This window comes from Polaromonas sp. P1_F6 (assembly GCF_056405695.1).
Genome location: NZ_JBFUBQ010000002.1, coordinates 319,005 through 340,455, shown reverse-complemented (window position 1 = coordinate 340,455; position 21,451 = coordinate 319,005). Strand labels below are relative to the sequence as shown.

Genomic DNA, 21,451 nt, shown 5'->3' with positions numbered 1-21,451 from the left:
CACGAAGTGAGCGAACGTGGGGGCCAACATCTATCTGGTCATGAATTCGGGTTCAGACCACTGCGACGGCGGGACACTGCCCGGCGACTCCAGACCCATGGGGGTGCTGGTCAACTGGTCCATGCCGCTGTGCTGCGTGCCCAGAGCTTCATGCATACGGTGGGCTACATACCAGCTCGAGCGCAGGCGTGCCTCGCGTGTGTGGGAGCCCAGGCGCGGCGTGACAAACAGGTTCTTCAGCCCTTTGAGCGGTGAGGTGTCACCCAGGAAACTTGCTTCAGCGCCATCCAGGATGCAGGCTTCAATGCGGCCGTCGCACAGCGCAGCGGCCAATGCGCCCTCATCAAACAATTCGCTGCGGCTGATGCCGACCCACAACTGGTTGCGCTTGCAGCCCGCCAGGAGTTTGTCGTTCACGAAACCCCGGAACCGGGTGGCATACAGCATCTGCACAGACACGGCATCAGACTGGCTGACCAGCTCTGGCAAGGAAACAGGCTGTATGCGAAGGCGCTCCCAAATGGGCGCAGTGTGATGAACCGCAGGGTCGTAGCCGACAAGCCGCACGCCGAGCCCGCTCAGCATGCCGGCCAGCGTGTGCGCCGTCGGGGCCAGGCCCAGAATGCCCACGGTGCTGCCATGAAGCTCGCGCCCCATCTGCGTCGTGGGATGACGGCGTCCCATCAAGGCCGAGACAAGACCGCGGCGGTACAGCAACAGCAGGCTGCTCAAAAGGTATTCTGCGTTGGAGCGGACGTTGGCGCTGCTGGCATGCACGACCTTGATGTCGCGCTCCTTGCAGGCCTCCAGGTCGGTGTTGTCGGTTCCCACGTGCAGGCGCCCGATGGCCTTGAGCCTGGGCAGGAAATCGAGGAACTCGCGCGTGACCACAGTCTGGCGCGGAAAAACAATGCCTTTGGTTTTGTACGCGATCTTGCGCAGCGATGTCAGATCGTCGGCAAGCTCTGGATGGTAGGCGACGCCATGCCGGGTTTCAAGCCAGGCCATTGCTTCGGGCACTAACGCATCAAGAAGTAAGATGTCCACTCAGTCAATCCTTTTTCCTGCAAACTCTCGATCGCGTGCTGTGCCCACGCAGATTCGGGCATTTGTCCGACCCACGCGCTGTACCAACAACGCAACACTTTAGGCTTTTATTCGGTCAAAGTCGATGCAAAAATTTACATTAAATAAAGCTGTCTTCCCGGTTGCTGGTCTCGGTACCCGTTTTCTGCCAGCCACCAAGGCCCAACCCAAGGAAATGCTCCCTGTGGTCGACAAGCCGTTGATCCAATACGCAGTGGAAGAAGCCTACGCCGCAGGCATCCGACACATGATTTTTGTTACTGGACGCAATAAACGGGCCATCGAAGATCACTTCGATACTGCTTATGAACTAGAGAACGAACTTGAAGTAGCCCAAAAGCACGCACTGCTATCACTGGTGCGCTCTGTCCAGCCGGACGACATGAATTTTTCCTATGTGCGCCAGCCCCGTTCGCTGGGCCTCGGCCATGCCGTGCTGTGTGCTGAGCACCTGGTGGGCCAGGAGGCTTTTGCCGTGTTGCTGGCCGATGACCTGATGGTCGGCCCGAAAGGCGGCCAGCCCGTGCTGGCCCAGATGGCGGCGCAATTCGCAGAGGTCCAGCAATCCATCCTGGCGGTGCAGGAGGTCCCTCTCGATCAAACCCGCCGTTACGGCATCGTCGCCACGGAAGGCGCCAGCACCGGCCTGATGAAAGTCAAAAGGATTGTCGAAAAGCCGGCGCCTGAGGTGGCACCTTCACGCATGGGCGTGGCCGGCCGCTACATCCTGACGCCCGCGATTTTTGGGCACATCCGCAAGCAGACATCCGGCGTGGGCGGCGAGTTGCAGCTCACCGACGGGATTTCGAGCCTGCTGGGCCAGGAGAGCGTGTATGCCTTCCAGTACGAGGGCAAACGTTATGACTGCGGAAGCAAGGAAGGCTTCCTGGAAGCGACCGTAGAGTTGGCTCTGGAGCACCCAGAAGTGGGTGTGTATTTCCGGAATTACCTGGACAACCTGCAAATTGGCTGGTCCGGCCGGGAACGCCGCAAACAAGTGGCCTGATAACCACCTGTTACAGAATCAGCGCCGCTTTAAAACGTGAATAAAGTCACTACCGGCAACCTGCTGCTCGACCAGTTCGTTGCCGGTTTGTTTGGCAAATGCCTGGAAATCACGCGTAGAGCCGGCGTCGGTTGATACAACTCGAAGCAGCTGGCCGCTGAGCATTTCCGTCAGCGCTTTTTTGGCCTTCAGGATGGGCAGCGGGCAATTGAGGCCGCGGGTGTCGAGTTCTTTGTCGATGTTCATGAAAATCCTTGGGTTGCCGCGATTTTAAGCAAAGCGCAAAGCCTGTTCGCCCGGTTTTACCCGGCCTTGCCGTCGCCGTCCGGTTCCACTTTGCTCAGCACGGTAGCCCAATCCACAAACTCAGGTTCATGGCCGCGCGTACGCAGCCAGTCAGCCAGCGCGTAGCCCGTGCCCGCAGGCCAGCATTTGAGCTTGTCCAGGTCGTAGAGCCGGTAGTCCACCAGTTCTGGCGACAGGCTGACATCCCCCGTGCAGACGGCGTGGTAGGCAATGATGATCTGGTTCATGCGCTGGAAGTCATAGACGCCAATCAAATCAAGCGAGGTGGTGTCCAGGCTGGTTTCTTCCTTGATTTCGCGTGCTATGCCGCCTTGGGGCGTTTCCCCGGCCTCCATAAAGCCGGTGATCAGCGCGTACATTTTGCCGGGCCAGGCGGCATTGCGGGCCAGCAAAACCTGGCCGTTGTATTCGATCACTGCGGCCAGCACGGGCGTGGGGTTGTTCCAGTGGGTATAGCCACAGGCTGGGCAACGCAGGCGCGCCTTCTCGCCGCCGTCTTCCATCTGCGACACCATGGCCAGCGGCGTCGCGCAGTTGGGGCAAAACCTGAATTCGTGGGTCATGGTCAAGAAAGGAGGAGAAGGAAAGGATAAGAGGGGTTGAGGAGCGCAATTCGCTATCGTTTTAATAGCTGCTTGCGCAAGTCACATATGGGCCAAAGCCAATTTTTGGCCTCAAAAAATGGCTCAAGCCGGAAATACGCCGGTAGACAGGTAACGGTCGCCGCGGTCACACACGACAAAGACGATCACAGCGTCTTTCACGGTTTTGGCGATTTCCTGCGCGACCCAGAGCGCCCCTGCCGCCGAGATGCCGGCAAAAATGCCTTCCTCGCGCGCCAGGCGGCGGCACATGTCTTCAGCGTCAGCCTGGCTCACCAGCACCAGTTCATCGACCTGGCGGGGGTCGTAAATCTTGGGCAAATACTCTTGTGGCCATTTGCGGATGCCGGGAATGCGGGACCCTTCGCTGGGCTGGGCGCCGATGACCTTGATCGCCGGGTTTTTCTCTTTCAGATAGCGGGAAACGCCGGTAATCGTGCCGGTTGTGCCCATCGCACTGACAAAATGTGTCACCTTGCCTGACGTATCTGTCCATATTTCAGGGCCGGTGGTCTCGTAATGGATGCGCGGATTGTCCGGGTTGGCGAACTGGTCCAGCACCCGGCCTTTGCCCTCTTTTTGCATCTGGTCGGCCAGGTCGCGGGAATATTCGATACCGGCGCTTTTGGGCGTCAGGATCAATTCGGCGCCAAAAGCCTTCATGGTCTGGGCGCGTTCGATGCTCAGGTCCTCCGGCATGATCAGTACCATCTTGTAGCCCTTGATCGCCGCGGCCATGGCCAGTGCAATGCCCGTGTTCCCGGAAGTGGCTTCAATCAATGTATCGCCGGGTTTGATGTCGCCGCGCTCTTCCGCGCGCTTGATCATCGACAGCGCCGGGCGGTCTTTCACGGAACCGGCCGGGTTGTTGCCTTCGAGCTTTCCCAGGATGACATTGCCGCGGGCGGCGTTTTCGGCGGCGTAAATGCGTTGCAGCGCGACCAGAGGCGTTTTGCCAATCGCGTCTTCAATGGTTGGATAGTTCATGGCCACACTGTGCCATAATTTGAGGCTTCGCTCCTCGCGGCCCGGGTGGTGAAATTGGTAGACGCAGGGGACTCAAAATCCCCCGCCGCAAGGCGTGCCGGTTCGATTCCGGCCCCGGGCACCACATCCCGAAAAGCCGGACGGTTTCAAACCGATCCGGCTTTTTCTTTTGTCGCCGCTGCGAACACAAATGCACCCGGCACTGGTGAATACGACGACTAAGCCGACGCCAGCCGCCAGAATTTGAAGACCAGCACGCGCCGGTCGTTGGGGCAAATTCGCGATTCAGACCTTCCGACGTTGTTGAATTGCACTGAAGTCTGACCCGAGTTTTCCATCGAATATTGACCCACACTCTTTGTGAGCAGAAGCTGCTCACGATGTGGATAAGTTCTTGGTTTTCTCCTTTTTGGGCTGAGTCTGTATGGATCTGCCTCAAAGTGCGCCGCTGTTTCCGCGATTTTGTTGCCTCGATGACTAGCCAGGTGGCCAGCTTCTCGGCGTAGTGATAGCGCTTGCTGGCGCTGGCCCGCCTTGGGTACTTGGGCTCGCTCTCTTCCGACCGCAGGTGCTTCTTTATTGTGTTGCGAGCCAGGCCTGTACGCCTTGAGATCTCGCGAATGGACATCTGATCCCGCAATGCCCAACGCCTGATGACATTCAATGTCGCCACGTCTATCACTCCTAATTTCTCCTGCTTTTAAAACAAGCAGGGTAGTGCCTACGTGGGTCAGTTTTGGATGGAAATTACTGCGCTAAGTGGGTCAGATTTCGATGGAATTCAACACCTCAAATTTCAATTTACGCAAGGTAGTCTCTTTTAATTTTCATAAAAAGATTTCGACTTTCGCAGTAAGAGCTTCGTCATCGCTCCCTCAAACTCTCACTACCCGCCCTCTGAATCGGGCTCAGCAAATACTCAATCACCCGCCGCTGCCCGGTCTTGATCTCTGCGGTCAGGTTCATGCCGGGGACGAGCTGAATCATCTTTCCGTCTATGTCGATCTGCTTGGTTTTTAGGGCCAGCGTGACGGGGAAAATTGCGCCGCGCTTTTCGTCGTTGACGGCGTCGGCTGTGACGCGGTCTACGCTTGCTTGCACGGTGCCGTAGCGGGTGTAGGGAAAGGTTTCGAGCTTGATCTCGGCGCCGTTGCCTACGTTGACGAAGCCGATGTCCTTGTTTTCCAGGGTGACTTCTGCCGTGACCTGCGCGCCCTCTGGCACGATGATCATCAGCGCCTGTGCTTCGGTGACAACGCCGCCTGTGGTGTGGATGGCGAGTTGCTGCACTACGCCGGCGACGGGCGCTTTCAGCGTAGTGAGGTTTTCGCGTTGAGTGGCTTTGGCTTGTTCCTGGGTGGCTTGCTGGCGTTTGAGGTCGGCCTGGGCTTCGCGCTCATACAGCGTGCGGCGCACTTCGGCCAGGTAGGCGGCGCGGCTGTTTTCGCTTTCGCGCAGGGTGGCCTGGGTTTGCAGCAGGTTGGCGCGCTGGGTGGCCAGGTCGCGCTCCAGCTCTACGCGTTCGCGGGTTTTGTCTTGGGTGGCGTGACCGGAGATATAGCCCTGGTCTACCAGCTTCTTGAAATCCATTTCGCGCGCCTGGGCCATGGGCACGGTGGTTTCGAGTTTGGAGACCACGGCGCGCGCCGTGACGATTTCGGCCTGGCGGCGGCTGATTTCTGAAGACAGTTTGGCGAGCTTGGCCGTCACGTCGCCCCACTCGCCTTGCAGCTGCGCCTGTGCGGCGGCAGTCTCGGCTGCAGACCATTCTTTGGGAAACTCGGGCATGTATTTAGCCGGCAACCCAGTACTGGCGGGCGCAAGCTGCTGCAAATTTTGTAGCGCCTGCTGGATGGCACGGGCGCGCAGCACTTCCGACAATGCTGATTTTTGCTGATCATGCGCCGTGGTCTTGTCGGCGCTGGCGGCGGTTGGGTCCAGCTCCACCAGCGGCTGACCGGCCACCACGTGGTCGCCGTCTTTGACCAGCACCGCCTTGACCACGCTGCGCTCCAGAGGCTGGATCAGCTTGGTACGCTCGCTCACCACCACGCGCCCAGGCGCCACGGCCACGATGTCGATCTTGCCGAAGATGGACCAGACCAGCGCTATGACAAACAGCCCCATGATGAGGTAAGCCAGGCGGCGCGGCGCTGGGTGCACCGGCGTGTCTTGCAGGCTGAGTGCGGCGGGCAAGAAAGCTGCCTCGTCGCTCAAGCGGCGCGGGCCGGCGAGCTCGTCGCGATGCGCCCAGGCAGCACCAAAGATGGCGCGATAACGTGTCAGCAGTTCGATAGCGGGGTGGCGAGGCTTGGCGGGTACGGCGGCTTCCTGGGGAACTTCGGCCGGAGCTTCACCTTTGGCGGTTATGTCTTCCACGTCAGGCGCAGGTTGCTTCATCTGATGCTTCTCTCGGCTGTCAGCCGGGGCAGCTGCTTCGGCCGGTGCGGAACCCACGGCTACCGGTTTTTGATCTTCAGGACCGGTGCTCATGCCGACGCCCCTTCCATCGGTTGTTTGCCGTCCTGCATGCGCCACAGGTGCGCATACAGGCCTTGCGGTTTCTGGATCAGTGCGTCGTGCGGACCTGCTTCAACAATCTTGCCCTTGTCCATCACGATAATGCGGTGCGCGTGGCGCACGGCGCTCAGGCGGTGGGCAATGATGAGCACGGTGCGGCCTTTACAGATGTGGGCCATGTTGCGCTGGATGATGGCTTCGCTTTCGTAGTCGAGCGCGCTGGTGGCTTCGTCAAAAATCAGGATGCGCGGGTTGGTAAACAGCGCTCGCGCAATCGCGATGCGCTGGCGCTGCCCGCCGCTGAGGGAGCTGCCCTGCTCGCCCACATGCGTGTCGTAGCCTTCGGGCAGCTCGCTGATGAACTCATGCGCGCCGGCCAGTTGCGCCACACGCACCACGGCTTCAATCGGCGCAGCCGGGTCGGTGATGGCGATGTTCTCGCGCACGCTGCGGTTGAACAGCAAATTCTCTTGCAGCACCACACCGACCTGCCGGCGCAACTGCGCGGCGTCGATCAGGCTGATGTCTATGCCATCGACCAGCAGGCGGCCTCCTTCGGGGGAATAGAGGCGCTGCACCAGCTTGGTCAGCGTGCTTTTGCCGGAGCCCGAACGGCCGACGATGCCGATGATCTCGCCGGGTTTCACATCGAGGCTGATGCCGTGCAGCACCGGTGGCGCTTCGGGCCGGTAGCGGAACACCACGCCGTCGAGCGTGATGCGGCCCTTGATGGGCGGCAGCTGCGCGGCGCTGGTGGGCGGCACTTCGGTGCGGGTGTTCAGGATGTCGCCCAGGCGCGCGACGGAGATGCCGGTTTGCTGAAAGTCCGTCCATAGCTGGGCCATGCGCATGATGGGCTGGGCCACGCGCTGGGCAAACATGTTGAAGGCCACAAACTGGCCAACGGTGAGTTCGTTGTTCATCACCAGGTGCGCGCCGTACCACAGCGTGGCCGCGTTCACGAGCTTGCCGATCAGGTTGATGCCTTCATGCGCCCAGGTGGCGAGGTTTTGTGTCTTGAAGCTGGCGCTGACATACGCGGCGAGCTGATTGTCCCAGCGCTTGCCGAAGCTGGGCTCGAGTGCGCTGGCCTTGACGGTCTGGATGCCGGTGATGGTTTCGACCAGCATGGACTGGTTCTCTGCGCCGCGCGCAAATTTCACGTCCAGCCGCTGGCGCAGGATGGGTACCACGGCCAGGCTCAGGCCAAAGTACAGCGGCAGGCTGACCATGACGATCAAGGTCAGCGGCACGCTGTAGAACAGCATCACGGCGATGAAGATGACCGAGAAGAGAACGTCGAGCACCACGGTGAGCGCGTTGCCGGTGAGGAAGCTGCGGATGTTCTCCAGCTCGCGCACACGCGCCACCGAGTCACCGACACGCCGGGCCTGGAAGTACGCCAGCGGCAATTGCACCAGGTGGCGGAAAAGTCGCGCGCCCAGCTCCACGTCAATGCGGCTGGTAGTGTGGCTGAACACGTAGGCACGCAAACCGTTGAGGATGCTTTCAAACAGCACCACCACCACGAGGCCGATGACCAACACATCCAGCGTGGTGAGGCCCCGGTGCACCAGCACCTTGTCCATCACCACCTGGAAAAACAGCGGGCTGACGAGCGCGAACAGCTGCAGCATGAAGGAAATAAGCAGCACTTCGCCCAGCAGCTTGCGATATTTGACGAGGCTGGGCACAAACCAGGAGAAGTCGAACTTGGCGAGTTCACCCGCCAGCGCGGCATGGCTGGTGATGAGGATCAGCTCACCCGTCCACTGGCTTGCGAAGACTTCCACTGATTCAATCGTGGGCCTGTTCGACGGTGTGGCCGGGTCCTGAAACAGCACACGCTGGCCGTCGCACTGCGCCAGGATGACAGTGCGGACTTGCTTGCTACCGGCACTGGTGCTGCTTGCTGCGTCGTCTGCGGGCTTCAGGAAAGCGAGGGCCGGCAGCGGGACCAGCTTCAAGCGGTCGGGTTTGGATTTAGAGAGCTTGGCTTTAAGCCCAAGGTGTTTGGCCGCACGCAGCAATATGCTGGCATCAATATCGTCACTCGGGGAAACGCCGAGTTGATGGGCAAGGGTATGGGGGTCTGCGGCAACCTGGTGAAAGCGCGCCACCAGGCACAGGGCAGCGAGCGCGTTGATGGGTGGTGCTGGCTCTTCAGCCCCCGGCGCCGCTGACAGTGTGGGCGAGGCTGCTGTGGTTGCGGTTGTCACTTGGGACTCCTGCCACAGCAAAAGAATTGCTGCGGCGGCACAGGTGCGATCACGTATGTGCTTGGGGCGAGTCTTCCCCAGTCGGCTATGTTATGTGACATGTCTCAAGGCGCCCGCACGGGCCCCCTCCCTGTTATTTGTTCCAAACTGTATCGCAATACGCAGAACTTGCAGCGGCAGTTACGTTATTTTCAACGCCGGTTTGGGTACTAATTGCTTAGTCATTTCCAAACCACTGGAAATAGAGATACTTTTGAACTTTGCGTTGCAAAACTTATTGGGCTAAATTTTTTCATCTCCTTTTTCATCTCTTTTCAGGGCCGTTGATTCCCAAAGAATTGCGAACGCTCTGAACTGGTGCATTAGCGCCGGATTGGTTGAGTATTGAGTAATTACTGGGCTGAATGCTTGTTACTTTCCCTTCCTGATTCTTTTGACCCTGCCGCTTGTCACGCCATTTATTAACGTGCATTCTTGAACTCCGTGCAGAAATTTCTGCCGTTCAGGAGTCCGTCATGTACACCTTGCGTCAGTGGCTCTGCATCCTCCTTTCAAGCGCATTCATGTCTGCGTTAGTGCCCGGCATGCCGTGGTTGGCGACCGCGCACGCAGCCACTGTGCAGCCCCCGGCGGCACAGGCCATGATGGATGCGCTAACTCGCGCTACGACAGCAGTGGTCGGTGTCAAGGTCACGGCGATGGAAGATGCGCGCTCGGCCGAAACGCTGGGCTTGCGCCGTGCCGGCTCGGGTGTGCAAATCAACCAGGACGGGCTCATCCTCACCATCGGCTACCTGATGCTGGAGGCCGAATACATTGAGATCGTGACGCAGGACAACCGCACGTTGCCGGCGCGCGCCGTCGCCTACGACCTGGCAACCGGGTTTGGGCTGTTGCGCCCTTTGCTGCCGCTGCGTGGCGTGGGCGTAGCGGCCCTGGGCAATAGCAAAGACCTGCAGCCGGGCGAACCTCTGATGGCCGTCACCGGCCCGCAGGCCGATGAGGACGGCGACGTGAGCATGACCCGGCTGGTCAGCCGGCGCGCGTTCTCCGGCAACTGGGAATACCACATCGAATCGGCGCTGTTCACCAGCCCACCCATCATGGCCAGTGGTGGCAACCACAGTGGCGCCCCGCTCTTCAACCAGAAAGGTGAGTTGATGGGCATAGGCTCGCTGCTCGTGTCCGATGCCACAGGTGAAAACCGCCGCCTGCCGGGCAATATGTTTGTGCCGGTGGATTTGCTGCGTCCCATCCTCGCGGAGCTGCAGCGTTCAGGCGCCAGCACGAAAAGCCGCAGGCCGTGGCTTGGCATCACCTCCAATGACCAGGGCGGGCGCATACAGATCCTGCGGGTCAGCAAGGAGAGTCCTGCGGACCTGGCCGGGCTGGAGGCGGGCAATGTGGTGCTGGCAGTGGACGACGCCAAGGTGGCCACGCTCGAAGCTTTTTATAAAAAGCTGTGGGACCGGCCCGCACCCGACGCGGAAGTCAGGCTGACGGTGCTGCAGGGTGCAGAAGTCAAAACCATTGTGCTCAAGGCCCAGGACAGGATGCTGACGCTCAAGAGGCCCGCCGGTATCTGATTTTTACAACAAAATAGGCTGTAGCCCAGACAGGGAAAGCGCAAGCAGCTATTTATTTAATAGCACTACAGGGCTACGTGAATTGACAGCCCGGCACCACAAGCCAGGAATGGGCACAAGCAGCGGAGCCTTCAAAAACGGTAGGCGACCTCGGTCCACATCCGCGTTGAATCTGTCGTCCTGACCAGCTCGGGTGTCTGCCCCAGGGGCGAGGCCAGATAGGCGCGAGCCCGCCACTGGTTGAGCCCCGTCCAGTCAAGGCCGACCCCCGCTCCGCTGAGCGTTGCACTGTTCGCACCTGCCACCCAGGGTCGTTGATTGACTTTCAGGTAGGCACCGTCCCAGAACGCCACCGCCTGGAGCTTGCCGCCGACAACCTGCCCCAGGTCGTAGCGCAGCTCGACGCTTGTGCGGTAACCCGTATCACCCGACAGCGCACCCACATCGTAGGCACGCACCGAATAGGGCCCGCCCACGGACATTTTTTGCGACGAATCGAGGTTGGTGTTGGCCCACTGGCCCGCCCATGAAAAATGCAGCGTGCTGTTTTGCCCCAGGCGCTGCAAGCGGGAGAAGCCCAGATTGGCCTTTGAAAACCAGCCCTGCGTCCTAGCGCTGGCCGCATCGTCCAGCTGCGCCTCGGCAGCGTCAAAAACCACCCTGCCCCGGGTCCATCCCAGGCTCCAGGTATTGATGCCGCCGGACAGCAAGGTGTCCCGCCAGTCCCCGGTCAGGCTCGACGTCCAGGAGTCGAGATGCCGGTCTGTTTTTATTCCTGCCACGTCTACACGCTCGCGCAACTGCACCGTGTCGTACTGAATCTGTCCATAGAGGTTGACCGTCTGGCTTCGCACCAGCGGATGCTTGCCCCAGAGGCTGCCGGTCTCGGCGGAACCGTGTGCGCCAAGTATCTCAAGAGACCCGCCAATTTTGTAGTCCAGCAAGGAATAGGCGGCTCCTGCGCGGGTACCCTGGCCGTTCAACAATGATTCGTAGCCCACCCGTCCGTAGCTCAGCCCCTTCCCGGAACTCAGGCCGCTCAGGCTCAGGACATCGCCATGCTTCAAGGGGTTGTTGACGTACACCGTACCGCCCAAGCGGGCTCTTCCTGTATAGCTGTTGCCGTAGCCATCCACAACCAGGCTTCCTGAAACCGCCGGGCCGGGCGTGGTATCGATACTCAGATCGGAGGTGCCCATCCCGTCGCCGGGTCTTAAGGTTGCCTGCACCACCACGCCGGGTATGTCCGACAGCAACAGCAGGGACTTGTCCAGCAGGGCCTGGTCGACTGGCTGCCCGTTTTGCAGCGGCGCTACCGTCGCCTGCAGCAGCAGGTCGTTCACGCGCGTCTGGTTGTTGACGCCGACCTTGCCGTAGCGCGCCTCGATCACCAGAAAGCGAACAACGCCCGACTGGATCACCTGCGCAGGCACCACGGCCCGGGCAAAGGTCTGGCCCCTGCTGTGGTAATACTGGCCTATGCGCCCCGCCATTTCGTCGAGCTGGTCAAGCGTCAGGCTTTTGCCTTCAGCATCGGCCACCAGTGCATGCAGCGTGGCTGTCTCAAACAGGGTGTTGCCGATGATGTTGATCGATTTGACATCCACCGTCACGGCGGGACGTGCAGGTGGCGGCGGGACATTCCCCTCATTGCTGAGAGGCGGCCTTTCTCCGCGGGGCGATGGGACGGCTTGCTGGGACGGCTGGACCTGCTGGAGGATGGTGCCGATATCAACCGGCAGCGGATCAGCCGCCTGGACCGCGAACAGGGGCGCGGCTGCCAACAGCAGCACAGCGTGCTTACCGGATACGTTGCATTTCATGGGGAAACTTTTGTGGGGTGGCCGTATTTATTTTTGAGCGGCCAGCACACCGTTTTGCAGCTGCACGCCGCCGTCAACGATATGCAGGCGCGGATCTTTTCTTACTGTGGCAACCACATCCTGCAGCACCTCGACGGCCCCACCGGAAACCACCAGTTCGTCTCCACCGGAGGCATCCGCGCTTGCGCTGCGAGTTACCCGAAGGATGGGAGATACCTCGATCAGGCCGGATTTGGAGCGTGTCCCATCCACGGCCTGTTGCATGGCGGCGTCGGCACCATCATCGGCGCCCCCCCGCCCAAGCGTTCCCGCCCGTGCGGGCACAGCTGTGACAGGCAAGGGAGTGATGGATGCCGTCAGCCCGGTCGGTTGCACCACCGTGTAGTTGGCCGCGTCAACCCCGCCCAGGGTATAGCCGGTCACGGTCACGGGCTTTGCGTTACCCACATTCGCGTTGGCAAAAGCCCCGCTGCCGCCACTGACGCTAACCACGTCACCGACCAGGGCCGCCACGGCGGCGGTACCACCCAAGGTGGCCGCAGTCGTACCGTCAAAAACCTTGTTCTGCGCATTCACACCGGTGACAGCCAGGCTGGCCGGTGTGATGTTTGCCGTGACACCTGTAGGTTGCACCACGGTGTAGTTCCCGGCGTCGGCTCCGCCCAGCGTATAGCCGGTCACCGTCACGACCTTGCCGTTGCCCACATTTTTGTTGGCGAAGGCGCCACTGCCGGTACCACCCACAGTCACCACATCACCGCCCAGGGCCGTGACCCCCGCCGTTCCGTTAAGCGTGACGTTGGTGGTGGTGTCGTAGACCTTGTTGTTTGCCCCGACGCCTGTGACAGCCAGGCTGGCTGGTGTGATGTTGGCTGCGAGGCCGGTGGGTTGCACCACGGTGTAGTTGCCGGCGTCGGCTCCGCCCAGGGTGTAGCCGGTCACGGTCACGACCTTGCTGTTGCCCACATTCTTGTCAGTAAAAGTGCCGCTGCCGCCACTCACACTCACCACGTCACCACCCAAAGCAGCCACAGCGGCTGTGCCATTGAGGGTGGCGGCAGTACCCGCGTCATACACCTTGCTGTTTGCCCCCACGCCCGTGACGGCCACGCTGGCCGGCGTGATGTTGGCAGTCACTGCCGTAGGCTGCACCACGATGTAGTTGCTTGCGTCGGCACCGCCCAGTGTGTAGCCGGTAACCGTCACAGCTTTACCATTGCCAACGTTTTTGTTATTGAAATTGCCGCTGCCGGTGCCGCCCACCGTCACGGTATCGCCGCCCAGAGCTGTGACAGCCGCCGTTCCGTTGAGCGTCGCTGTGGTCGTCGTGTCATACACCTTGTTGTTGGCGCCCACACCTGTGACTGCCAGGCTGGCTGGCGTGATGTTGGCCGTGACAGCTGTGGGCTGCACCACGGTGTAGTTGCCGGCATCGGCACCGCCCAGCGCATAGCCGGTGACAGTGACGACCTTTCCGTTACCCACGTTTTTGTTGGCAAAGGTGCCGCTGCCGGTGCCGCCCACCGTCACGGTATCGCCGCCCAAAGCCGTCACCGCTGCTGTTCCGCTCAGCGTGGCCGTAGTGGTGGTGTCGTAGACCTTGTTGTTTGCGCTCACACCCGTCACCGCCAAGCTGGCTGGTGTGATGTTTGCCGTGACACTGGTGGGTTGCACCACGGTGTAGTTGCCGGCGTCGGCACCGCCCAGCGTGTAGCCGGTCACAGTCACCGCCTTGCCATTGCCCACATTCTTGTTGGCGAAGGCGCCATTGCCGGTACCGCCCACGGTCACGGTATCGCCACCCAAAGCCGTCACCGCTGCCGTTCCGCTCAGCGTCGCCGTCGTGGTGGTGTCATACACCTTGTTGTTGGCCCCCACGCCTGTGACCGCCAGGTTGGCCGGTGTGATATTGGCCGTGACACCGGTGGGCTGCACCACGGTGTAGTTGCCGGCATCGGCTCCACCCAGTGTGTAGCCGCTGACCGTCACAGCCTTGCCGTTGCCCACATTCTTGTCGGCGAAGGTGCCGCTGCCACCGCCAACCGTCACCACATCGCCGCCCAGGGCGGCGACGTTTGCGGTGCCATTGAGCGTGGCGGTGGTGGTGGTGTCGTAGACCTTGTTGTTCGCGCCTACACCCGTAATGGCCAGGCTGGCCGGCGTGATGTTGGCCGTGACACCTGTTGGCTGCACCACGGTGTAGTTGCCGGCATCGGCTCCGCCCAGTGTGTAGCCGGTGACGGTGACGGCCTTGCCGTTACCTACGTTCTTGTTGGCGAAATTTCCGCTGCCGGTACCGCCCACGGTCACGGTATCGCCACCCAAAGCCGTCACCGCTGCTGTTCCGCTCAGCGTGGCCGTAGTGGTGGTGTCGTAGACCTTGTTGTTTGCGCTCACACCGCTGACAGCCAAGCTGGCCGGTGTGATGTTGGCGGTCAAGCTGGTGGGTTGCACCACGGTGTAATTGCCGGCGTCGGCACCGCCCAGCGTGTAGCCGGTGACGGTTACGGCCTTGCCATTGCCTACGTTTTTGTTGGCGAAGCTGGCGCTGCCGGCGCCGCCTACCGTCACCGCGTCACCACCCAAGGCCGTCACCGCAGCTGTTCCGCTGAGCGTGGCTGCAGTTGTGGTGTCGTACACCTTGTTGTTGGCATTCACACCTGTGACCGTGAGGCTGGCGGGGGTGATGTTGGCGGTCAGCCCCGTGGGTTGGACCACGGTGTAATTGCCGGCATCGGCTCCGCCCAGCGTGTAGCCGGTGACAGTCACGGCCTTGCCGCTGCCCACATTCTTGTTGGCAAAAGCGCCACTTCCACTCCCAACCGTCACAACATCACCCCCCAGGGCCGTAACAGCCGCCGTTCCGTTGAGAGTCGCGGTGGTCGTTGCGTCGTAGACCTTGTTGTTGGCGCCTACGCCGGTAACAGCCAGGCTGGCTGGCGTGATGCTCGCGGTCACCGCCGTGGGTTGCACCACGGTGTAGTTGCCGGCGTCCGCACCGCTCAGCGTATAGCCGGTGACAGTCACGGCCTTGCCGTTGCCAACATTCTTGTTGGCGAAGCTGCCGCTGCCCGTGCCGGCCACGGCCACGACGTCACCGCCCAAGGCCGTAACGGCTGCCGTTCCGTTGAGTGTCGCCGTGGTGGTCGTGTCGTAGACCTTGTTGTTCGCGCCTACGCCGGTAACAGCCAGGCCAGCCGGCGTGATGTTCGCGGTCAATCCCGTGGGTTGCACCACGGTGTAGTTGCCGGCGTCGGCACCGCCCAGTGTGTAGCCGGTCACAGTCACCGCCTTGCCATTGCCCACATTCTTGTTGGCAAAGGTGCCGCTGCCACCGCCAACCGTCACCACGTCACCGCTCAGGGCCGCGACGGCCGCCGTGCCATTGAGTGTGGCGGTGGTGGTGGTGTCGTAGACCTTGTTGTTTGCGCCTACACCCGTGACAGCCAGGCTGGCCGGCGTGATGTTGGCTGTGACGCCGGTGGGTTGAACGACGGTGTAGTTGCCGGCATCAGCGCCGCCCAGTGTGTAGCCGGTCACGGTGACGGTCTTGCCATTGCCAACATTCTTGTTGACGAAATTGCCGCTGCCGGTGCCACCCACCGTCACAGTATCGCCACCCAGGGCCGTAATGGCGGCTGTTCCGCTCAGCGTGGCCGTAGTGGTGGTGTCATAGACCTTGTTGTTTGCACTCACACCCGTCACCGCCAGGCTGGCCGGTGTGATGTTGGCGGTCACCGCCGTGGGCTGCACCACGGTGTAGTTGCCGGCATCGGCACCGCCCAGCGCATAGCCGGTGACAGTGACGACCTTTCCGTTACCCACGTTTTTGTTGGCGAAGGTGCCGCTGCCGGTGCCGCCCACGGTCACGGTATCGCCGCCCAAAGCCGTCACCGCTGCGGCTCCACTCAGCGTCGCTGTGGTCGTTGTGTCGTAGACCTTGTTGTTTGCGCCTACACCCGTGACAGTCAAGCTGGCCGGTGTGATATTGGCGGTCAAGCTCGTGGGTTGCACCACGGTGTAGTTGCCGGCGTCGGCACCGCCCAGCGTGTAGCCGGTCACAGTCACCGCCTTGCCATTGCCCACATTCTTGTTGGCGAAGGCGCCATTGCCGGTACCGCCCACGGTCACGGTATCGCCACCCAAAGCCGTCACCGCTGCTGTTCCGCTCAGCGTGGCCGTAGTGGTGGTGTCGTAGACCTTGTTGTTTGCGCTCACACCCGTCACCGCCAAGCTGGCTGGTGTGATGTTTGCCGTGACACTGGTGGGTTGCACCACGGTGTAGTTGCCGGCATCGGCGCCGCCGAGGGTGTAGCCGGTGACGGTGACAACCTTGCCATTGCCTACATTTTTGTTGGCGAAATTGCCGCTGCCGGTGCCGCCTACCGTCACGGCATCGCCCCCCAAGGCCGCAACGGCGGCCGTTCCGCTCAGCGTCGCCGTCGTGGTGGTGTCATACACCTTGTTGTTGGCCCCCACGCCTGTGACCGCCAGGTTGGCCGGTGTGATATTGGCCGTGACACCGGTGGGTTGCACCACGGTGTAATTGCCGGCATCGGCGCCGCCCAGCGTGTAGCCGGTCACGGTCACGACCTTGCCGTTGCCAACGTTCTTGTTGGCGAAATTGCCGCTGCCGGTGCCGCCCAACGTCACGGTATCGCCGCCCAAGGCTGTGACAGCCGCTGTTCCGTTGAGCGTCGCGGTGGTCGTTGTGTCGTAGACCTTGTTGTTGGCTCCCACGCCCGTAACCGCCAGGCTGGCCGGCGTGATGTTGGCCGTGAAACCAGTGGGTTGCACCACGGTGTAGTTGCCGGCATCGGCGCCGCCCAGCGTGTAGCCGGTCACGGTAACCACCTTGCCGTTGCCCACGTTCTTGTCGGCAAACCGGCCGATGCCCGTGCCGGCCACGTTCACCGTATCACCGGCGAAAGCTGCAACGCTGGCCGTGCCGTTGATGGTGGCGGCGTCGCTGGCGTTGTACACCTTGTTCTGGATCGTCACACCGCCAACGGCAAGGCTGGCCGGCGTGATGTTCGCGGTCAGGCCCGTGGGCTGCACGATGACATAGTTGCCGGCATCTGCGCCGCCCAGCGTGTAGCCGGTGACCGTCACGGCTTTGCCGTTGCCCACGTTCTTGTCGGCGAAAGCACCGCTGCCGGCGCCGGCGATGCTCACCGTGTCGCCGGCGATGGCTGTTACGCTGGCCGTGCCGTTGAGGGTGGCGGTGGTGCCGGCGTCATACACCTTGTTGTTTGCGCTCACGCCGGTGACAGCCAAACTGGCGGGATTGACTGTCAGCGTGCCATTGGCGTAACTGATGTCGTAGCCCTGCTGGTTGGAATACAGGCCGGACGCTGTCACCGTATAGCTTCCGGCATTGACCGCGCCCTGGGCGGTCCCGCCGAAACCGATGCTGCCCGACAAGCTGCCGCAGGCCACGTTGGAGCAACTGACGCTGGTTCCACCATTCCAGGACAGCCTGTCATAGGTCTTGCTGGTGTTGGCGACGGTGACCGTGGTGGCCTTCATGAGTGCCTTGAGCAGGGGACGGCTATTTCCCTCATAAATACGCCAGACGCTGGTGAAATCCCAGTTCGGGTTGACGTTGCCGTTGGCAGCCGTGGCCGAGCTGAAATTGGCCTGCTGCTGCATCTGGGCCGTGGTCATGCCCATGCCGCCGCCCGAGCTTGTGGCCCGCCCGGTTGTGACGGTGTCCCAGAAACTGTTGTTGATCGCCGTTCCGGCGTCCCACAAGCCGACCAGCCCACCCAGATTGCTGGTGCCGCTCACGGCCCCCGTCGCGTAGCTGCTATTGATCGTGCCACCAGCGTCAAATTTATAGCCCACCAGGCCGCCGACATTCGTGGTGCCGGACACCGTGCCACTCGCATAACTATTGCTGATCACAACATTGGCGGTGCCATTGCTGTCCCAATACCCCACGAGCCCGCCGACATCCTGGCCGGTGCTGGTGACGTTACCGCTGGCGTAGCTATTGCTGACGCTTCCGCCGTTGAGCATGTCGCCCACCAGCCCGCCAACCCGCGAACTCGATGCGCCGACAGAGCCGGTGGCATAGCTGTCGCTGATAAGGCCCTGGTTCCAGCCAACCAGCCCGCCAACAATGAACGAGCCGATCACCGCGCCGCTGGCGTGGCTGTTGCGGATTACGCCCTGGCTGGTCCCCACCAGCCCACCAGCCTCGGATCCGGAGCCGGTCACTGAGGTGCTGGCGTAGCTGTTAGTGATATTGCCATTGCTCCACCCGGCCAACGCGCCGACTTTGGTTTGGCCCGTGACGCTACCGCCGGCCAAGCCCAAATTGTTGATTCGCCCCGAAGCGCCTACATAGCCGAGCAGACCGACGTAGGTGGCGGTGGGCCGGTTGATAGTGAGGCCGGAAATGGTGTGGCCCAAACCGTCCAGGATGCCACTGAATTGCGCCAGGTTGTTGCCCAGCGGTTCGAATCCACTGCCGCCGTTCCAAGCGCTGGTTGGCGAGGCGTCGATGTCAGCGCCCAGTGCGTAGCGACCGTTGAGATTGCCGCTCATGCCCTGTAAATCTGTGCCGCTGGTGCTGGTTGCGGTACCCAGGTCAGTGATCACCGTATAGGCGACGGGGGTACCGTTGCTGCCTTGCTTGGTGCTGAAATTGTTGCCTGCCGGCAAATTGATCTTCGCGCCGTTGTTGACGTTGTAGGAGTTGGTGATGCCATTGGTATTGCCCTGGCCGTATTCCAGCGCCAGCTTGCCCGTACCGGAGGCATTGAGGTTGGCGTTGATGTTGATGTTGTTCTGCGCGTTGAGCGTCAGCTGGTTGATGCTCCAGCTCACCACGTCGTTGACGTTGACGTCGCCCGCTGTGCCCGTGTTCCCGCTGCTGCTCTGGATGACGACGTTGCCTGAACCCAGGTTGGCACTCAGGGCCGCACCCGTGATGTTCCCGCCCGCAGCGGCGATGGTGAAATCCACCGGGTCGATCAGCCAGGTGCCGCTGTTGCCGGCGGGGGCCGCCGTGGTGATCCGGGCGCCTTCGGCAATGTTCACCCGCGCGCCCGAGGTTTCCACAAAGCCGCCGTTGCCGCCGTTGGGTGCCGAAGCGTCCAGCGTGCCCGCAATGTTGGCGGTGCCGGCGGCCATGCCGCCCAGCAGGATGATGGTGCCGCTGCGGTTTTCCACGGTGCGCGCCTGGATCACCCCGGTGTTGTTGACTGCGCTGGCCAGCAGGGAATCCTTGGCACCGGCGCTCATAAGCGCCTGCCCGCCGTCAGCCAGAATCAACCCGCCGTTCTCGGCCAGGCTGTTGAGAACGCTCTGGTCCACCTCGATCTTGAGCAGCTGGTTGCCCTGGAAGGTCAAAGTAGCCGCGCTGCCTGCCGCCAGCGCCACGCTGCCCTGCGGGGCGCTGATGCTCCCCTGGTTGCGCACGGTATTGCCGACCAGGGCAACGTAGCCGCCCGTGGCAGCATTGATGCGGCCCTGGTTGACCACACTGCCTGCGCCTGTGCCGCTGAAGCTGCGCTTTCCGTTGCTCAGGTCCGCATCCTTGACATCCAGCGTGGACGCCACCAGCCCGCCCACATTGACCTGGGCGCCGGCGCCAAACAGGATGCCGTTGGGATTGATCAGGAAAACCTGCCCGTTGGCATTGAGCTGGCCCAGGATCTGGCTGCCGTGGGTGTCCAGGATGCGGTTGACCGCGATCGCGCTGGCCGAAGGCTGCACGAAGTTGACGCTTTCCTGCGCGCCTACGTTAAAGCTCTTCCAGGTCAGCGAAGCGTTCTGGCTGGACTGATTGATGGTGGTGGCGGAGCCGCTCTGCGAGATGCTGGCTGCGCCCGAAGTAACCTGGCCGTCTACCGGTCCGGCCTGCGCCGTCGCTGCTCCCAGCAGCAAAACAGCCGTTACGGGCTTGCGCAGGGTCCATCTGCCTGCGGCGCTACCGGCCATCCGTCCCAGGGCATCAAAAAACGGCGGCGCCGCGGTGGGTGCGCACCGACCGATAATTGTTACAAATTGCGCTGCCGTACGCGCATTTTTCGAACTTTTTTTGTGCATTTTTCACATCCCGCGAGTCCCCTTGCGTCAGCCGATTGCAAGAAAGAGGCACTCGAAGTGATGGTATTCACAAAGGAAACCCGGCACATCGGGTCAAAAAAAGTTCTTTTTGCGGTTAATAGAAACGTGCTCCAGGTCGACCACGTTAGTTTCAATTTGTTACCGCTTTGGTTGTAACATTCGACCGCAATGCCGTTGCCAAAAAAAGACACCCAAAATGAGAAAACGGGCTGCCATGGTGGCAACCCGTTCATTTCAGGCGGTCAATGGCATTTATTGCGTGGCATTTATTGCGTTGCGCCGCGCGGCTGGCGTGCTCACCGATCGCACAGGCCAATTGCTACTGTCGGGTAGTGCAAACGAAGCCGCAGCTCCTGCTTCAGGCGGGTGTTGTCCAGCCGGCGCGACTCGCTCATGAAGCTCAGCAGCATCAGCGGCAACTCTTCCTGTGCCGTGCCCCGTGCCAGGCGCAGCGGCCGCGGCAGGCCGTAGAGGTCCGCCGCCAGGTCGAAATAGTCGCCCATCTTCAACTGCGTGTCGTCACTGGCGTTGCTGGCGCGCTGGGGCTTGCCGCGCCACAGCGCCGCCAGGCAGGCACGGGCCAGGTCGTCGGCGTGGATATGGTTGGTGTAGACGTCGTCTTCGGCACGCAGTACAGGTGTGCCCTTGAGCAACCTGCCACGCGGCGTACCGCCTTCGCGGTCGGGCGCATAGATGCCCGGGATGCGCAGCAGGTGCACACGGGTGCCGGTGGCCCGGCCAAAAAGCCGCAGATGCGCCTCGGCATGTACACGCCGCTGGGCACGCGGTGTGTGGGGGCTCAATGGCCGCGTTTCGCGCACCCATTCGCCGCCGCAGTCGCCATACACCCCGCTGGTGGAGCCATACACCAGCGACTGCGGCAGGCTGCGCAGGCGCAGCGCGCGCAGCAGCGCCAGCGTCCGTGGGTCGGTACGCCAATCGGGCTGGTCGCCGGGTGGCGGCGCCAGGTGCACCACCCGCGTAGCCACCCCCGCCAGTCGCCGCAGGGAGGCAGCGTCGTCCAGGTTGCCCTGTAGCGGCGTGATGCGCTGTGCGCGCAAAGCCGGCAAGCGCTCCGGCGATGAGGTCAGGGCCATGAGCCGGACATTGCGTGGCAGCAGGCGGGCCACGCGTTGGCCCACATCGCCGCAACCGACGATCAAAACCCGCTCGCGGCGGAAACGAAAAGGCAGCGCGCCTAGGGGGTTCAGGTTTGAGGGCAAAATTGGGGGTTGCT

The 21,451-nt window shown here is 61.8% G+C and carries 11 protein-coding genes, 1 tRNA gene and 1 pseudogene; 3 read left to right on the top strand and 10 right to left on the bottom strand.

Annotated features, from left to right (window positions below; genetic code table 11):
* Window positions 1-30: 30 nt before the first annotated feature.
* Complete coding sequence (locus AC1DY9_RS07520; RefSeq protein WP_457279473.1) at window positions 31-1,047, bottom strand: NAD(P)-dependent oxidoreductase; 1,017 nt, start codon at window positions 1,045-1,047, stop codon at window positions 31-33.
* Between the two features lie 124 nt (window positions 1,048-1,171).
* On the opposite strand from AC1DY9_RS07520, the gene galU reads away from it, so the two are divergent.
* A complete protein-coding gene (gene galU / locus AC1DY9_RS07515; RefSeq protein WP_457279474.1) occupies window positions 1,172-2,092 on the top strand; it encodes a UTP--glucose-1-phosphate uridylyltransferase GalU in 921 nt (306 codons plus the stop codon).
* Window positions 2,093-2,110: 18 nt separating this feature from the next.
* Here galU and AC1DY9_RS07510 read toward each other — a convergent pair whose 3' ends face one another.
* The 3 genes from AC1DY9_RS07510 to cysM form a co-directional block, all read right to left on the bottom strand.
* Window positions 2,111-2,338: a sulfurtransferase TusA family protein gene (locus AC1DY9_RS07510; RefSeq protein ID WP_007867181.1), complete on the bottom strand. Its 228-nt coding sequence runs from the start codon at window positions 2,336-2,338 to the stop codon at window positions 2,111-2,113.
* Between the two features lie 56 nt (window positions 2,339-2,394).
* Entirely contained in the window at window positions 2,395-2,961 is a 567-nt protein-coding gene (locus tag AC1DY9_RS07505) for an NUDIX hydrolase (RefSeq protein ID WP_477666186.1), read from the bottom strand.
* Window positions 2,962-3,084: 123 nt separating this feature from the next.
* Window positions 3,085-3,987 carry a cysteine synthase CysM gene (gene cysM / locus AC1DY9_RS07500; protein WP_457279475.1) on the bottom strand — a complete coding sequence of 301 codons (903 nt, stop codon included), beginning with the start codon at window positions 3,985-3,987 and terminating at the stop codon, window positions 3,085-3,087.
* Window positions 3,988-4,026: 39 nt separating this feature from the next.
* On the opposite strand from cysM, the gene AC1DY9_RS07495 reads away from it, so the two are divergent.
* A tRNA-Leu gene (locus AC1DY9_RS07495) sits at window positions 4,027-4,111 on the top strand.
* A 279-nt stretch (window positions 4,112-4,390) separates the two neighbouring features.
* Here AC1DY9_RS07495 and AC1DY9_RS07490 read toward each other — a convergent pair.
* The 3 genes and pseudogenes from AC1DY9_RS07490 to AC1DY9_RS07480 form a co-directional block, all read right to left on the bottom strand.
* Window positions 4,391-4,669: pseudogene (locus tag AC1DY9_RS07490) on the bottom strand (IS21 family transposase); the annotation flags it as partial.
* A 182-nt stretch (window positions 4,670-4,851) separates the two neighbouring features.
* Window positions 4,852-6,387 carry an HlyD family type I secretion periplasmic adaptor subunit gene (locus AC1DY9_RS07485; protein ID WP_477666185.1) on the bottom strand — a complete coding sequence of 512 codons (1,536 nt, stop codon included), beginning with the start codon at window positions 6,385-6,387 and terminating at the stop codon, window positions 4,852-4,854.
* Between the two features lie 89 nt (window positions 6,388-6,476).
* The gene (locus AC1DY9_RS07480) at window positions 6,477-8,693 is read right to left on the bottom strand and encodes a type I secretion system permease/ATPase (protein ID WP_457279801.1); all 2,217 of its coding nucleotides are present in this window, start codon (window positions 8,691-8,693) and stop codon (window positions 6,477-6,479) included.
* 596 nt (window positions 8,694-9,289) lie between these two features.
* Here AC1DY9_RS07480 and AC1DY9_RS07475 point away from each other — a divergent pair.
* Window positions 9,290-10,312, top strand: coding sequence for a S1C family serine protease (locus AC1DY9_RS07475; RefSeq protein ID WP_477666184.1), 1,023 nt, complete (start codon window positions 9,290-9,292; stop codon window positions 10,310-10,312).
* A gap of 131 nt (window positions 10,313-10,443) precedes the next feature.
* Here the strand turns inward: AC1DY9_RS07475 and AC1DY9_RS07470 are convergent, their stop codons facing one another.
* The 3 genes from AC1DY9_RS07470 to AC1DY9_RS07460 all read right to left on the bottom strand — a co-directional run bounded on the left by AC1DY9_RS07470 (window position 10,444) and on the right by AC1DY9_RS07460 (window position 21,437).
* Window positions 10,444-12,135, bottom strand: coding sequence for a ShlB/FhaC/HecB family hemolysin secretion/activation protein (locus AC1DY9_RS07470; protein ID WP_457279478.1), 1,692 nt, complete (start codon window positions 12,133-12,135; stop codon window positions 10,444-10,446).
* 27 nt (window positions 12,136-12,162) lie between these two features.
* Window positions 12,163-20,085 carry a beta strand repeat-containing protein gene (locus AC1DY9_RS07465; protein WP_477666183.1) on the bottom strand — a complete coding sequence of 2,641 codons (7,923 nt, stop codon included), beginning with the start codon at window positions 20,083-20,085 and terminating at the stop codon, window positions 12,163-12,165.
* A 425-nt stretch (window positions 20,086-20,510) separates the two neighbouring features.
* Window positions 20,511-21,437, bottom strand: a complete 927-nt coding sequence (locus tag AC1DY9_RS07460; protein ID WP_477666182.1) for an SDR family oxidoreductase — start codon at window positions 21,435-21,437, stop codon at window positions 20,511-20,513.
* Window positions 21,438-21,451 lie beyond the last annotated feature (14 nt).

Bases quoted from the DNA above. Each gene is read 5' to 3' on its own strand.
- AC1DY9_RS07470 (WP_457279478.1), bottom strand. From the start codon at position 12,135: ATGAAATGCAACGTATCCGGTAAGCACGCTGTGCTGCTGTTGGCAGCC.
- AC1DY9_RS07510 (WP_007867181.1), bottom strand. From the start codon at position 2,338: ATGAACATCGACAAAGAACTCGACACCCGCGGCCTCAATTGCCCGCTG.
- AC1DY9_RS07485 (WP_477666185.1), bottom strand. From the start codon at position 6,387: ATGAAGCAACCTGCGCCTGACGTGGAAGACATAACCGCCAAAGGTGAA.
- AC1DY9_RS07465 (WP_477666183.1), bottom strand. From the start codon at position 20,085: ATGGCCGGTAGCGCCGCAGGCAGATGGACCCTGCGCAAGCCCGTAACG.
- cysM (WP_457279475.1), bottom strand. From the start codon at position 3,987: ATGAACTATCCAACCATTGAAGACGCGATTGGCAAAACGCCTCTGGTC.
- AC1DY9_RS07475 (WP_477666184.1), top strand. From the start codon at position 9,290: ATGTCTGCGTTAGTGCCCGGCATGCCGTGGTTGGCGACCGCGCACGCA.
- galU (WP_457279474.1), top strand. From the start codon at position 1,172: ATGCAAAAATTTACATTAAATAAAGCTGTCTTCCCGGTTGCTGGTCTC.
- AC1DY9_RS07505 (WP_477666186.1), bottom strand. From the start codon at position 2,961: ATGACCCACGAATTCAGGTTTTGCCCCAACTGCGCGACGCCGCTGGCC.